Annotated in this window: 11 protein-coding genes; all 11 read right to left on the reverse strand. The window is 58.2% G+C overall.

The features are described 5' to 3' along the window. Positions 1 to 7 precede the first annotated feature (7 nt). A complete protein-coding gene (locus IB228_RS07345) occupies positions 8 to 2,548 on the reverse strand; it encodes a glycosyltransferase (RefSeq protein WP_183639141.1) in 2,541 nt (846 codons plus the stop codon). Positions 2,549 to 2,598: 50 nt separating this feature from the next. After that, positions 2,599 to 5,739: a glycosyltransferase gene (locus tag IB228_RS07350; RefSeq protein ID WP_183639143.1), complete on the reverse strand. Its 3,141-nt coding sequence runs from the start codon at positions 5,737 to 5,739 to the stop codon at positions 2,599 to 2,601. A gap of 30 nt (positions 5,740 to 5,769) precedes the next feature. Beyond that, positions 5,770 to 7,035 (reverse strand): UDP-N-acetyl-D-mannosamine dehydrogenase, encoded by a 1,266-nt coding sequence (gene wecC, locus IB228_RS07355; RefSeq protein ID WP_225562313.1) that lies wholly within the window; start codon positions 7,033 to 7,035, stop codon positions 5,770 to 5,772. Further along, entirely contained in the window at positions 7,032 to 8,450 is a 1,419-nt protein-coding gene (locus tag IB228_RS07360; protein ID WP_183639145.1) for a hypothetical protein, read from the reverse strand. The genes wecC and IB228_RS07360 overlap by 4 nt, the downstream gene beginning before the upstream one ends. A 3-nt stretch (positions 8,451 to 8,453) precedes the next feature. After that, positions 8,454 to 9,224: an ATP-binding cassette domain-containing protein gene (locus tag IB228_RS07365; RefSeq protein WP_183639146.1), complete on the reverse strand. Its 771-nt coding sequence runs from the start codon at positions 9,222 to 9,224 to the stop codon at positions 8,454 to 8,456. Between the two features lie 6 nt (positions 9,225 to 9,230). Beyond that, positions 9,231 to 9,995: an ABC transporter permease gene (locus IB228_RS07370; protein WP_181444254.1), complete on the reverse strand. Its 765-nt coding sequence runs from the start codon at positions 9,993 to 9,995 to the stop codon at positions 9,231 to 9,233. Positions 9,996 to 10,015: 20 nt separating this feature from the next. After that, positions 10,016 to 11,197 carry a cystathionine gamma-synthase gene (locus tag IB228_RS07375; RefSeq protein ID WP_183639148.1) on the reverse strand — a complete coding sequence of 394 codons (1,182 nt, stop codon included), beginning with the start codon at positions 11,195 to 11,197 and terminating at the stop codon, positions 10,016 to 10,018. Positions 11,198 to 11,283: 86 nt separating this feature from the next. Next, positions 11,284 to 12,654 (reverse strand): pyridoxal-phosphate dependent enzyme, encoded by a 1,371-nt coding sequence (locus IB228_RS07380; protein WP_183639151.1) that lies wholly within the window; start codon positions 12,652 to 12,654, stop codon positions 11,284 to 11,286. 115 nt (positions 12,655 to 12,769) lie between these two features. After that, positions 12,770 to 12,988: a YdcH family protein gene (locus IB228_RS07385; protein ID WP_183639152.1), complete on the reverse strand. Its 219-nt coding sequence runs from the start codon at positions 12,986 to 12,988 to the stop codon at positions 12,770 to 12,772. A 356-nt stretch (positions 12,989 to 13,344) separates the two neighbouring features. Beyond that, positions 13,345 to 14,235: an OmpA family protein gene (locus tag IB228_RS07390; protein ID WP_183639154.1), complete on the reverse strand. Its 891-nt coding sequence runs from the start codon at positions 14,233 to 14,235 to the stop codon at positions 13,345 to 13,347. Continuing rightward, positions 14,232 to 14,627: a DUF4398 domain-containing protein gene (locus IB228_RS07395; protein WP_183639156.1), complete on the reverse strand. Its 396-nt coding sequence runs from the start codon at positions 14,625 to 14,627 to the stop codon at positions 14,232 to 14,234. The genes IB228_RS07390 and IB228_RS07395 overlap by 4 nt, the downstream gene beginning before the upstream one ends. Positions 14,628 to 14,640 lie beyond the last annotated feature (13 nt).

Consider the following 14,640-nt stretch of genomic DNA (forward strand, 5'->3'; position numbering starts at 1 on the left):
TCGAGGTTCAGACCAAGTAGAACAGTGCAGAGGCCCGGCGCCCGCGCATTTTCATCAACCATGGCAAAAAGCTGGCGGGCGCTATGACTTCATCGATGAGGGCCTCTTCCACCTGTACGTACTTCCTTTCGGATCCGGGCACGATCACGACGTTTTCTGCATAAGAGGTATGCAGCACCGCTTTTTCCAGATAGTCGGCCGGTCGAACCTTGCGGTAGTCAACCAAGGCAAGGTAGTCCGTTTCTATTACTCGGCCCGGCTTGTTTGCATAAGAAAGTAGATAGTGCTCTGAAACGACAGTTACTCCGTTGCGATTATATGTCTCGTAATAGTCCTTAAGACTGCTCGCCTCAATGGACCTGTCCAGGACAAGGAGCAACGGAGCCCCCTTTTCCGCAACGTTCTGTGCCTGGTAGTAGGCGATTGCTTTTTCGATGTCGTCGTCGCATGCCACGATGCAGCAGACCGTCGCGGCGAAGCTCTCCTGCGCCAAGGCCACCCCGAGCTTCTCAGCAACGAACCGGAATCTCTGCTTGTACGTATGCTCCCTTAGCACGTGATGCAGCGCACGATCCCTCATGCTCGCCAGTTCATCTTCGCCCAAATCTGGCAACCCTCGTGATTCCCGATCGGCGAAAAAAACGAGATCGCCAAACATGTCGTCCATTCCTTTGGAGTAGTTAGATACGCACAATGTATTGCTGGACATGAGTTCGTACACCCTACGCGCAAACATGGTCGGCGAACTCGTCTCGGTATTGAAATTCAAGCCATACTGGCTCGACTTGTAGACATTGCCTATCTCGGCATGAGGTACGGCCGCCTTCAAGTAGCGATGATACTTCTGAGGGAATATGTGATTCTTATCGCTGGTTCCGAAGTGCCGGTCGTATATTTCCAGCTCCAGGCCATCTTCGATGAACTTGTCCAGCATCGCCTCCATCGCCTTGCAGCGTTCCTGATGGTATGCATACCAACTTCCGGCGAATACAACTTTTCTCGAGCGAGCGCCTTCCACCTCGATTGGATTGAAATAGCGCGGCTGCGTCGCAAACGGTAGACAGTAAGCGTTCTTGACCCCGTGCTCCTTCTTGTACCGCTCGACGCATTCCGATGCAGTAGTGAAGACCACATCAAAAAGCTTTGCCGTACTTACAAAGTCATGCACCTTGTCTTCATAGTGCGATGGGTCCTCCTTGTTCCAGAAGGCGGTTGGAATGTTATGTTCCTTGCAATAGTCCAGAATCGCGAGCAGTTCTCCGCGATTTTCTTTAGTAAAGTTCGAGCTGGCATAAACTCTTCCCTTCCACGGCCGCGTCTCAGAATCAACGCCCGACCAGGCGGATTCACAGAAGAGCAGCTCCGGGCGTTCGCTCTCCATTCGTTCACGCCAGCTTCCTGGCTCCAGCACGACGGGAACAAATTCTCCCTTGAAACTGTTGTAAGTAAATTCATCGCAGATGAGCGCGACTTTTAGCCGGCGCAAGGATTTATCGCACTCTACCGAAGCTGACTTCTCGCCCCCCTCCCCCCAATTGTAGGCGACTACCTGTTCATTGATCGGAGTAAGAAGAGTCCGCCAGATCGGCAGTAATGCTTCCGGACCGAAGCTTGATTTTACGCCATCAAGCGCCCGTTCCTTTATCTCCGCATGACGCTCTTTTGCGAGGATGAGTTGCGCCGCGGCTTCCGCTGATTCAACCAAGGGGATGCCTGGGTAGATCTCCCCGGCGCCCTCCCAGTTCCAAACCACAGGAAGTGCCGCGGAGGCCACGCCTTCCGCGACGGCCACATGAAAGCTCTCGAAATCCGACGGCGACAAGACGGAACCGACGAGTCTCAGCCACTGTTCGACATCCTTTCCAGCCGGGTCGAAGATGACGCGGTGGCGCAACACCGGCGAGGCGTTTATCCGCTTGAACAGGCTGACATAGTAGTCGCGTTCCTGACCCTGCTGCCACAGCCAATCGACCGCCGCCGGGTTCTGTCCCTTAATCCGCAACCGGAAGCGGTCATCCGCCCTGACAAGCAATTCAAGTGTATCCAGGGCGAGATCCAGCCTCTTCCTAGCAGGTAGAACACCGATCATGCCCAAGGTTCGCTCGTGCCCTGGCAGCTTTTCATGATTGAAACGCTCGTGCTCGATCAGGTTTCCTACAACCCGGCATTTCTCGGGGGGAATGGAGAATTTTTCTACGCATTCGCCAAGGATATGAGCGCCAACGAAGACAAGGTCGTCAACCGCGCCATAGTTGATATCGTTGGGAAAACTCGTCCTCCTTTCTTGAAGATGCCAACGTATAACCAGTTTCTGGTCTGGTCGCTTGTTGCGAGAATAGAAGACCGCATTGCCAAGCGCCCACTCCGCGAACAGGACATCGGCCCATTCAATCAACTCTCGCGACAACTTTTCGTCGTGATCTGCGTGGCCACTCCATTCGTCGATACGGAAATCGAAGTCCCCTGTCTGCTCCAGCTGTAGTTGTATCGGCGTCCAGAACTTGAGGTCGTGGCCACTCACACCCACGCGTGTCTTTCTTTTCTTCATGGAGTTACCTTGTCCGCCCTGTAGTGACTAGCGGGCGCCGTATTTTTGGATCATTCATCAGCCATCATCCGGATGGCAAGCACGTCCGTTTCGTCCTTCAGCGCCAGTTTCTTACTGGTGCCGTCCGCGAATGCAAATGCCGCGTCACAGACATCTGGGTCATCACTATTGATAAGAAGACAAGTTCTCGCTATCGCACCACCAAGCCTGTATTCGTCTTCCGGAATCACCGCCATTCCGATCAACCCTGCGCGGGAGTAGCGTGACGCCTGGAGGAGGTCCTCTATCTGGTGTGCATCCTGTCCCTGATGGCCAACCGCCAGAACCAGTTGTTCATCCGATGCGCGCGTTGCCTTTACGAGCTGGCGGAAAGCCATTCGAGGATCACCATCCACACTGTCAAATCCGACCTTCCCAGTTCCAGCAGGTACATTTCCCAGCACCGTGACCTGCGGACTTTCGCCATTGCACATGCGCTGTTCCCTGATCCAGGAGATAGTCTCGGGATTTACCCCATCCTGATTCGCGAGTAGTACGACCCTGACACGCTGTGGTCGCATCGTCGTCTTGCTGACACCCATGACTGTCCGCATCACCTGTTCCATCCGGTGGCGATAGGTATGTCTTGACATGACGGCGCGGATGCCTGCAGCGCTCCTGCGCCGGAACTCTTTGTCATCATTCAGCAAAGTGTCAATTGCGTGCCGTGCCTCTTCTTCCGTGGCGACCTCCCAGACCACGTCCGGTCCGAATGTCGCTGCGAATCCCGGCGACGGCGTACTCACGACCGGAGTACCGCAGGCAAGAAGCTCGAATACGCGGCGGGAGAACATAGTGTCGGAATCCTGGATGCTGTTGGCATTCAGGAATACACGATACTTTCGATAGACGTCACCAATCTCCGAATATTGGATCTTTCCACGCACGAACCGTTGATGACGTTCCGGAAACTGATATTGAGAATCGAGAGAACTATCCGAATAGTTCCTGTCAAAAATATCAAGGTCAAAGCCGGACGCTGCATCCAGAAGCATGGCCTGCTGGTGGGACCGTTCTTCCAGATTTGGATAGAAGCTTCCTGCATAGCAGACCTTGGATTCACGCGGACTGCCTGACTGGATAGGGTTGTGAACTGCTTCCTGAGCAGCGAACTGAAGCAGGTCAACGGACCTAACGTCAGCGTCCACCGCATAGCGAGGCTTGGCTTCGATCGAAGTCGTGAATATGTAGTCAAAATGGGCCGCTGCTTGGATGAAATCCTCATAGTGCAATGGATCCTCCTTGTTCCAGAACACAGTAGGAATTCCCTTCAATTTGCATGCTTCCACCAACTCAACCAGCTCGGCACCCGGCATGTACTCACTCCGAGCGACGCGATACTGCCAAGCCTGATGGTTGCCATTCCAGGCGGATTCGACAAACAGCAAGGTTGGCTGAAACTTCTCCAGTAGTCCGCGCCAGTTGTCCGGGCGCGGCAGCAACCAGTCAGCCGTCGGTTGCAGGCAATTGAGGGTGAATTCGTCAAGAATTCCCATCAATAGAGGCTTTCCGGTACGTACCTCTTCCCATCCGTCGATGGATAATGCGTCCACCTCTTCATTTCTTGCCGCTTGTGGATTCGCGACCACGGCAAAATCATCCACCACCTTTTTGGGATCGGGAATGTGTACATGTCGTAGCTTCGGCAAGCTAAGCGCTTGTGATTGATGGTTCGACGTTCCGCGCCTGCGATAACGAAGCAATATGGCCGCGACCGCCTTTGGGAATCCAAGGATTCCACGTGGACTCTTAAGACCAATCAGTGCCTGGCCTAGAGCAAGTGCAAGCGAGTTCCGATACAACTGATTGTCATTGTGGAGTGACTCGCACAGTTGTATGAGTTCCTGCGCGCGCGCGCGCTCGGCTTCAAGCTTCGCCCAATGGCTGGAGCGCTTGTGCTGTGCATCGACGAGGGTTTCTTGCAGCGTCTTCATCCGGAGCTTCAGCTCGGATAATTCCTCATTGATCGTAGAGATGACGTCCTTCTGCCGCTTGTCCCTCGCCCTCCAGCCTTCCTCCATTCTCTTAATGGTGGCCCTGTGGTCCCTGTCCTTGGATCCCAGTAGGCGCAGCGACACGCGGGCACGCTCCAATTCGCGCTCACGCTTTGATAGTTCCTCGTGCCCTTGATTTACTTCTTCCCCAAGTCGACCTACTTCGGCCTGAAGAACGGACAGTTGTTCCCTAAGCAGAGCACTCTCATGATTGGATACCTGGATTCCGCGCCCCAATTCATCAACGACGGACTTTTGCTCCGCCGCTTCCCGAATCCAAACTTCCGACCGTTGCCGCAGAGCAGCAAGCTCTTCGCTGAGGTTGACAATGGTTTCGCTTGACCTTTTATGGAGCGCACGTTCCACGGTCAGTTCGCTCGATGCGTCACCCCGCTTTCCGGCCTCCGCCTTGTATTCCGCGATAACTTTTTTCGCATCGCTCAAGGAGGTGCTGAGCTCGATATTTCGCTTCTGCACTTCCCATGCCCCAGCTTCCGTAGCCCTGATTGCCATTGCCAAGCTGTTTTCAAGAGACGGCTTTGTCAAAATCCGATTCGCCACACATCTGATATAGCCATCAACCACATCAAGGACCGAAATTTCAAACGTCTCGCGAAGCGCATCCAGCAAGTCATCCGGGAAAACCGTGGCCTTGTGGTCCGGCCATGGGTGATATCCGAACGGAACGGTGATGACGATTCGTCCTTCCGGAGCGCAAAGATCAACGGCCTGGGAGATGAACGCGGGAACATCCGTTTGATGTTCGATGACCTCGCCCATCAGGATGGTGTCGAACTGCATGCCCTTCAGCGCAGCAAGCTCTGTGCAGCGGAACTCAACACGATCCTGTACTGACTGGATTTCCTTCGCTCTCTCGTCGTTTGCATAGTCGATGGCCGGCTGGAAGATATCGATGGCCAGCACGTGTTTCCCTTCCCGTGCCATGAGAATGGCTGCAATACCTTGGCTACAGCCTACATCCAATGCTCTTCCAGGCTTGGCCTGCGAGCACATCCAATTAATTCGTGCGCGAGTCTGTCGACCAAACGTCTCCCCCATATGATCGTAGTAGGCCTCGTTTACCCGATCCGGCCATGGGTTGCTGCTCTTCCCGGAAGCCTGTCCCTGGGTACCTTCATGTGCGTGGTCGTCGTGCATGACTACTGTCTCCGCTGAGGTTCCGACCCGTTACTTCCAGAATCCGATGGTGTCAACCACCTTCTTGCCCTGCGGTTTGGGAAGCCGTCGGAAAGATGTATGACCCACGAGAACCACCACTACATCCGCGGACGCGATGGCGGACGCCGCATCTGCGGAAACCAGCCCTGATATACCGTGTACCGATTCGAGCACATCAAAGAAGGGATCGGCGCAACGTACGTTGCCGGCATAACGTTCCGATAGCGCGAGCGCGATGTCCAGGGCAGGGCTCTCCCTGAAATCATCAACATCTGCCTTGTAGGTCAATCCCAGACAGCATATGGAGGGATTCTCCAATCCTGCTACTGCTGCCTCAACCTGTGCCAACACATAACCGGGTTTCGAATCATTGACTTGTCGGGCCGTGCTGATGAGCTGTGCCCGCTCCTTTGCACCCGCCACGATGAACCAGGGATCCACTGCGATGCAGTGCCCCCCAACGCCGGGTCCCGGATTCAAGATGTTCACTCGTGGATGATGATTGGCCAAGCGAATGACATTCTGCACATCGATCCCGAGATCACCGCATATCATGGAAAGCTCGTTGGCAAATGCGATATTCACATCTCGAAATGAATTTTCCACCAGCTTGCAGAGCTCGGCCGTCCGGTCGTCGCTCCCAATGCAGCTCCCCCGGACAAAGGAACGATAGAGCGAGGACGCGCGCTCAGTACATGAGGATGTCATTCCTCCGACAATGCGATCGTTCTCGACCAGCTCCTGCAGCATCTTCCCCGGAATGATCCGTTCCGGACAGTACGCCATGTTTACATCCGGAACATCATGCGAATCGCCGGTGGGGAACTTTAGGTCCGGCCGAAGTTCCGCCAGTAGCCGGGCCAATCTGGCTGTGGTGCCGACCGGAGACGTCGACTCGAGTACGATCAGGTTTCCCCGGCCTATCACCGGCGCTAGAGAACGTCCTGCAGCTTCGACGAAGCTGATATCGGGCTCGTGGTTTCCGTGGTCGAGCGGGGTCGGAACGGCGATCACGAAAGCATCCGCCGGGATAGGTGTCGGCATCGCACGCATGCGTCCGCTTCCAACGGATTCCTCCACGAGCTCCGACAGGCCCGCCTCTTCGAAGTGCGCCTCGCCTCCATTCACGGCATCTACGATTCGTTTCGAGATATCCACGCCGGAAACGCGCTTTCCAGCGGAGGCGAACATGGCGGCGGTGGGCAATCCAATGTAGCCCAGACCGATTACACAAACATGTTCGTCGCGATCCTTCTGCTGCATGGACTCGGTCATACTGACTCCTTACTAAGATTATTCTGTGCCCTACTTGAAGTTGTTCCACCAGCTTCGAGCAGATCTGCTAACTGCAATGCCAATGACTTCCAGGAATAGCGCATGCGCCCATCATCGACTACGGCACTTGGCTCCCGAGGCGCGAGCCGTTTCTTGTGGAGCGCATTCCGGAGAACCGCTTCAATGGCTGTCGCCTCCGCCGCAACCGGGTTGCCGGCACCTGTTTCTTCCAAAAGAATCCTGGCGGCATCCGCGCGGTCACCGCCAATATGCAGTATTGGCCGATGAGCTCCCAAATACTCGTAGAGCTTTCCAGGAACTTGCAATGGGTTCGCATTGGCGATATTGACAAGCATGTCGCATTGCCGCTGGTACGACAAAGCGAGGGTATGTGGCAGGAACCCAAGTAGCCTTATGCAGCCACCGCTGTCTCGCGCAGCTTCTGCGACACCGTGCGGTGCAGCAATCGTTGCAATGTTCAACCGGACACCGGGCACCCTGCGCACGGCCTCCAACAGTGAGGACGGATCACGAAATGCGTAGAAGCTTCCTGTATAGAGCAACTCGAGCACTTCCGGATCGAAAGGCCCATTCGAACGCAGGTGCGGTCCGCGGTGCGATGTTCCATCGAATCCCTGTGTCAGCAACTTCAGCTTCGAGGCGTGGACATCATGGCGCTTCTGCATATCATGGATGGCGTGCTGGCTGGTCAGCAACACGAGCTCTGCGCGCTTGCAGATCTCCTCTTCCAGCTCCCATGCCGTTTTCCGCCAACGCTCAGGCGTATAGGGCGCAAGCACCGGATCCCCCAGATCAGCAACCCATCTGAATCCGAGTTTGTTCGCATAGATTCCCAGCGGAATCGAGTTCGCAGGTTCATGCGATGTGATAACAACATCCGGCACCATCTCACCAAGAAGATGCTTGAGCCTGCGTCGCGCCCATGGCAGCCACTCTGCTCGGATATCCGGAAACATCACTCGTCCAAGTGCGTCGGGAACAACCGTGTGCAAATTGAAGACACGCCGGTTCAATCGACGAATGCGTTCGACGATTCTTCCTTTCCAGTTCAACTTGAGCTGCGGGTGTCGGGTATCGGCATAGCCGGCATTGTCTTCCAGCAAATCATTGAATCCCTGCGGTTCCGGTGAGGCTTGTGATCCTGCGTGGCGTTGCGGCTGCCTGCGTCGCGCCAACCAGGTCAACGTCGCCGCATAGGGGCCGGGCCAGACCCTGTGCACTTTGACGCTCGCCGGGAGTTCGGGCAGTCCCCCGGATCCGTACCCGGCAACATCCGGCGCAAGCACGCGCACCTCATGACCCGCATCGGCCAGTTCCCGGACCAAGTAGGCCCAGCGCAGAGACTGCGGAGAGGGTATAGGAGGAAAATCATAGGCGATCAGCAAAACTCGCATCTTTCATGCTGCCGTCTGAGGTGGCCCGCCGCTCTTCAGCAGCTTGTCGTACTCAATCAAGGTGCTATTGATATCGCCAAAGAACTCAACCCTGCCTCCGACCATCAACAGTCCTTTTGTGCACACGTCGCGCATCAGCTGAAAATTATGACTGGCAAGCACGACAATCTTGGCGCCATTCACGCGGCTTGCCATTCTCTCCTTGGCTTTGGAAATGAACGAAGCATCTCCTGCGCCGATCCACTCATCCATTACCATGATGTCGTGTTGCACTGCGGTTGCAATCGCAAAGCCAAGCCTCATCCTCTGACCAGAGGAGAGCGTCTTCAAACGATGATTGGCCTTGTCGTGCAATTCCGAAAAGTCGAGGACTGGCTCGACAAGATCGACAAGTTGGCTGGCTCTGAGGCCCATCGCGGTTCCCCGCAGATAGATGTTTTCCTTGAGCGTGGCTTCGTTATTGAAGCCCAGTGAAATATTTAACAGGGCTTGCCGTGTTCCTTGGGACTCGAGCCAGCCTTCAGTCGGCTGGTAAGCACCGGCCAACACCCTGAGCAGGGTCGATTTGCCCGCTCCGTTCCTGCCCACAATTCCGATTCGGTCGCCTTCCTGGGCAGAAAAATGAACGTCGTCAAGGATCGTCCTGAACTCGCGACGGGGACGCTCTATGGCTGCCTTGGCCAGCATCGCCAACCAAGAGCGCGCCGAGCGGTCGCTCTGCAGATAAATAGGCAAACGTAGCGAGATGTGGTGTGCAACAAGCCGAACCGTCATGACTTTTCAAACCCAAAGTGGAACGAAGCGTGCATAGCGTCGATAGAGGATTGACGTAATGATCCAGCCGGCGACAGTGAAAACAGCCAGGTAGACATAGCTCATCGTCTCCATGGGTTCTCCAAGCAATGGCGCACGTACCAGTTCTATCAAATGGAACAAAGGATTAATCCTCATGAAGGTGCCATGGATTGTTCCCATCGGCGCCGCCGAAGCACTCCACAGAATAGGCGTGAGAATAAAGCCAAAGATAAACACGCTGGCCATCAGCTCGTGGATATCCGGGAAGCGCGCACCCAGCAGTGCTACGGCCATGCCTATCCACACTGCATTTATCAACAAGAGCAGGGTCGCGGGAAGCACAGTGGCTAACCCGATAACCTGGAATTTCGGAGAGAGCAAGAGCGCTACGAGAAGCACGGGGATGGCGACGACAAAGTAGAAAATTCCTTTCGCCACCACACGCATCACGAAATCCGTTAGCCGCCCATGGCCATCCAGAATGAAACTGGAGTTGTTCGTGAGGATGCTGCACGATTCAACGATGACCGTCATCAGCAGGCGGAAAAGAAGATATCCCAAGCCCAGATGCGGAATGAAATCCAGCGGCGGAATGCCCTGCAACTTGGAGAAATAGAACCCAACTCCAAGCACATAGATTAGCGGCGGAATGAGAAGCCAAAGCAGACCAAGCCTTGAGCGACGATACTTGGTCACGATATCCAGCCAACATGAGTACGCCCAGAATTCCGGCTCCTTCAAGCTGGCCAACAAGTCTTTCCACATTGAATTCAAGAGAACACCCGCTGAAGTTCATTCCTGAGATCTTCGATGATCTCGATACCCACGCTTAAGCGCACCAATCCATCGCTTATCCCCAATGCGGTGCGTCGCTCCAACGGAATCGACGCATGTGTCATTACTGCCGGATGATTGATAAGGCTCTCCACACCACCGAGTGATTCCGCAAGGGTAAACAGGTGAGTACCTTCGCAGACCTTGCGCGCGGCCTCGAAACCTCCCTTCAGTACGATCGACATGATGCCGCCATAGCCATGCATCTGTCGGCTGGCCAATGCGTGCTGAGGATGTGACTTCAAGCCGGGGTAGATGACTTTGTCGATTACCGACTGGCCTTGCAGCCATTCGGCCAGCGCCATCGCATTCTCGCAATGCGCCTTCATGCGCAGATGCAGGGTCTTCAGGCCACGCAGCGCCAGGAAGCTGTCGAACGGTCCCTGTACCGCGCCTATGGAGTTCTGCAGGAATGCCATCTGTTCGGCGAGCGCGTTGTCGTCTCCAACCACGGCGATTCCACCGACCATGTCCGAGTGGCCATTGAGATACTTGGTGGCAGAATGCATGACGATGTGCGCGCCGAGTTGCAACGGACGTTGCAGGATCGGCGAGGCGAAGGTGTTGTCCACCACCACGACCAGGCCGTGCTTACGGGCGGCCTCGGCGATCGCCTGGATGTCGACGATCTTGAGCATCGGGTTGGTCGGGGTTTCGATCCAGACCATCCGGGTGTTCGGGCGAACCGTCGCTTCGAACGCGGCGGGATCAGTCAGGTCGACGAAACTGAATTCCAGCCCTGCGCTGCGCTTGCGCACGCGCTCGAACAACCGATAGCTGCCTCCATAGATATCGTCCATGGCGATTACATGGCTGCCACTGTCCAGCAGTTCCAGCACCGTGGAGGTGGCGGCCATGCCGGAGGCGAAAGCGAAACCGCGGGTACCGCCTTCAAGCGCGGCCACGCAGCGCTCGTAAGCGAACCGGGTGGGATTGTGGGTCCGTGAGTACTCGAAGCCCTGATGCACGCCCGGGCTGGCCTGGGCGTAGGTCGAGGTGGCGTAGATCGGGGGCATGACCGCCCCGGTGCTCGGATCGGGAGCCTGTCCGCCATGGATGGCCAGCGTGCCGAGGGCGTAGGAGGCTTCTCCCCCGCCATTGGGCTTGGAGTCCGACATAGTTGTTCCTTTCAAACCGACCGCGAATTCTAGCAGTCGCGGCTTAACGTACCGTCCTTTTCACGCGGTTCCGGGACCCCGGGCGGTTACTGCGCCCGGCGCCTCAGGTAGTTCAGCAAATCGATCCGGGTAATCAGGCCCAGGAAGGCGTCGCCATCGGTGATGATGGCAACCTGGCCGCGGTCGAACACCGGCAGCAGGGCCTCGATGGGGGAACGGACGTCCAGGCGATCCAGCTTGCTGACCATGGCGGTGGACACAGGGTCGCGGAACCGGGCCTCGTCGCCGTAGACGTGCAGCAGCACGTCGCTTTCATCGACGATGCCCACCAGTTTGTCGCCTTCCATGACCGGCAGCTGGGACACGTCATACAGCTTCATCCGCTGGTAGGCGGTGGTGAGCAGGTCGGTGGGGCTGACCACCACGGTGTCCCGCTGGCTGTAGGGGCGCAGGATCAGGTCGCGCAGGTCGCCGTACTGGGGGCGTTCGATGAAGCCGTTGTCCAGCATCCAGTAGTCGTTGTACATCTTGGACAGGTACTTGTTGCCGGTGTCCGGCACCAGCACCACGACGCGCTTGGGCGTGGTCTGCTCGCGGCAGTATTTCAGGGCCGCGGCCAGCAGGGTGCCGGTGGAGGAGCCGCCGAGGATGCCCTCCTTCGCCAGCAGCTCGCGCGCGGTCAGGAAGCTCTCCTTATCGCTGATCGAATAGGCCTTCTTCACCCGGCTGAAATCGGAAATCTGCGGCAGGAAATCCTCGCCGATGCCTTCCACCAGCCAGGTACCGGACTTCTCGCTGAGGGTGCCTTCGTTGATGTACTGGGTCAGGATGGAACCGACCGGGTCGGCCAACACCATCTCCACGCCCGGGGCATCCTTGGCGAACGCGCGCGACAGGCCGGTCATGGTGCCGGAACTGCCGCAGCCGAACACGAGCGCGTCTAGCTTCCCATCCATCTGGGCCAGGATTTCCGGGCCGGTGCCGAATTCGTGCGCGGCCGGATTGTCGGGATTGCCGAACTGGTTGATGAAGTAGGCGCCCGGCGTCTCGCTGGCGATACGGGCGGCCAGGTCCTGATAGTACTCCGGATGGCCCTTGGCCACGTCCGAGCGGGTCAGCACGACTTCCGCGCCCATCGCCTTGAGATTGAAGATTTTTTCCCGGCTCATCTTGTCCGGGACGACGAGGATCAGCTTGTAGCCCTTCTGCTGGGCAACCAGCGCCAGGCCGATGCCGGTGTTGCCGGCGGTGCCTTCGACCAGGGTGGCGCCGGGCTTCAGATCGCCGCGCTTTTCGGCGGCCTCGATCATCGACAGGCCGATGCGATCCTTGATGGATCCGCCGGGGTTGGCGCTTTCCAGCTTGAGGAACAGCTCGCAGACGCCGGTGTCCAGGCGCTGGGCCTTGATCATCGGCGTGTTGCCGATCAGCTGGAGAACGGAAGATTGAATCGCCATTGCGGACTCGCGCTCACGGATCGTGATGGAGCCCGGATTATCGCATCGAGTGACGCGGGCGGCGACGGCCGACGAGGAGGCCGCCGCCGCCCGCGACGATGGAGCGGGTCGTGGGTCAGTGCGGCTTCGCGTCGTAGATGCGGATCAGCCGTTCCTTGGTCGCGAGCTTCTCGCGCTTCATCTGTCCCAGCAGATTGTCGTCGATGGGCAGCACGCCCAGCTCGGCATCGGTGACCTTCTTGTCCAGTTCGCGATGGCGCTGGTACAGCTGCTTGAATTCCGGGTCGGCCTTGATCAGTGCGTCGATTTCAGTCTGCGGTTGACCTTCGAACATGGGGAGTACCTCCTTCAGCGGAAAAACGAACGCCCCGGCCTGGGCAGGCTCGGGGCGTTGGCTTGGGAGCGGAACGTCGAAGCGGGATGGCGGGCGCCTCCACCGGGAACACCCGCACGGACCTGGCCGTCGGGGGCGTTCTCCTCTGGGGCTTTGAACAACGTCATCGGCTCGACTCTCCGGTGAGCCAAGCGACGGGGGTCGCTTGGGTATATGACCCTACTCCTCGTCCCCGGACCCGACAAGCCCCTTCACAAGTCCTTGATCCGACAAGGCAAGAACGGCAAACGGGGCGTTCAGACTGTTCGTCCGGAACGCCCCGTTTTTCGTGCAGGTCTTTGTTTTTAAAAACAAAACTACTGCGTGACCACGATCTCCGCCGCCTTGCTGCTGGAACCATTGCCCTTGCCGGCGGCCTGGATCCGGCCCTTGGACACGCCCGCCGCGACCAGGGCATCGCGCAAGGCGTCGGCGCGGCGCTGGCCGGGGGTCTGCTTGTCGCCGAAACCCTCGATCCGGGCCTTGGCCTTGGGACTGGCCTGCAGGTAGGCGGCCAACGCGGACGCGCTGGATTGGCCCGCCTCCGACAGCTTGGCCGAGCCGCCGGAGAACGCGCTCGCCGGCAGGGTGAAGACTTCGCCGCGCGCCTCGAACTTCGAAGCCGGCAGCTTGGTCCCCGACACCAGTTCGGCCTCCTCGCGGGCCAGCCGCGCTTCCTTCTGCCGGGCGGCACTGAGCTTGGCGCTCTGCTGCCCGGCCACGCTGGTCAGCGCCAGCTCGGCGTCCTGGCGGGCCAGGGTTTCGGCTTCGGCGGCCTGGCGCAGGCGCTCGGCTTCCTCGGCCTGGATCTGCGCCTGGATGCGCATTCGCTCGACTTCCTGCCGGGCGCGTTCGGCCTCGCGCCGGCTGGCTTCCACCAGCAGCTCGCTGCGGGTGCGATCGAGGCGTCCGACTTCGCGCTGCGCGGCCTGGGTGCGGGTGGCGATCTCGGCGATTTCCACCCGCCGCTCGGCGACGTACTGGGCCCGCTCGCGGACACTGCGCCGCGCTTCGGCCAGTTCACTGATGGCCTGCTGGGCCTGCAGGCGTTCGAAGGCCGCCAATTCAGCGTATTCGGGATTGGCGCGCAATGCCGCCAGGCGCTGGCCGAGCTGGATGACGACGGGATTGTCCGCTGCCAGCAATGCGCCGGCCGGCAGCGACAGCAGCAGGACCAGCAGGCCCGCGCGACGGAGATTGCGGTTCATTGGCCGCCCTCCATACCGAGCTTGCGCTGGAGATCCGCGATTTCGGCGCGTCGCTGCTGCAGGTCGGCGTTCGCCACCGCCTCCAGGCTCAGCGCGCGCGCCACGTCGGCATCGGCCGCCGCACGGATGGCCAGGTCCAGGGCCAGCTTCTTGTCGCGGCTGCTCTGCGCGGCCTGGGCCTGGGCGAGCAACTGGCGCGCGATGGCCATGCGGTCCGGGGCGTACTGATCGGCGTCGGCCTGATCCGCGCGCTCCACGGCCTGGCGCGCCGTTTCCAGTTCCGGCGTCGTCGCGGTCTGGGCCCGGATCGGGAATGCCGACCCGCCGGCGACCGTGAGTGCGGCCACCATCACATACAGGGGCAAGCGGATTTGTGCGAAGCTACGAATCATCTGGGTGCCGTGA

The sequence above is a fragment of the Pseudoxanthomonas sp. PXM04 genome (assembly GCF_014851695.1).
GTDB lineage: Bacteria > Pseudomonadota > Gammaproteobacteria > Xanthomonadales > Xanthomonadaceae > Pseudoxanthomonas_A > Pseudoxanthomonas_A beigongshangi.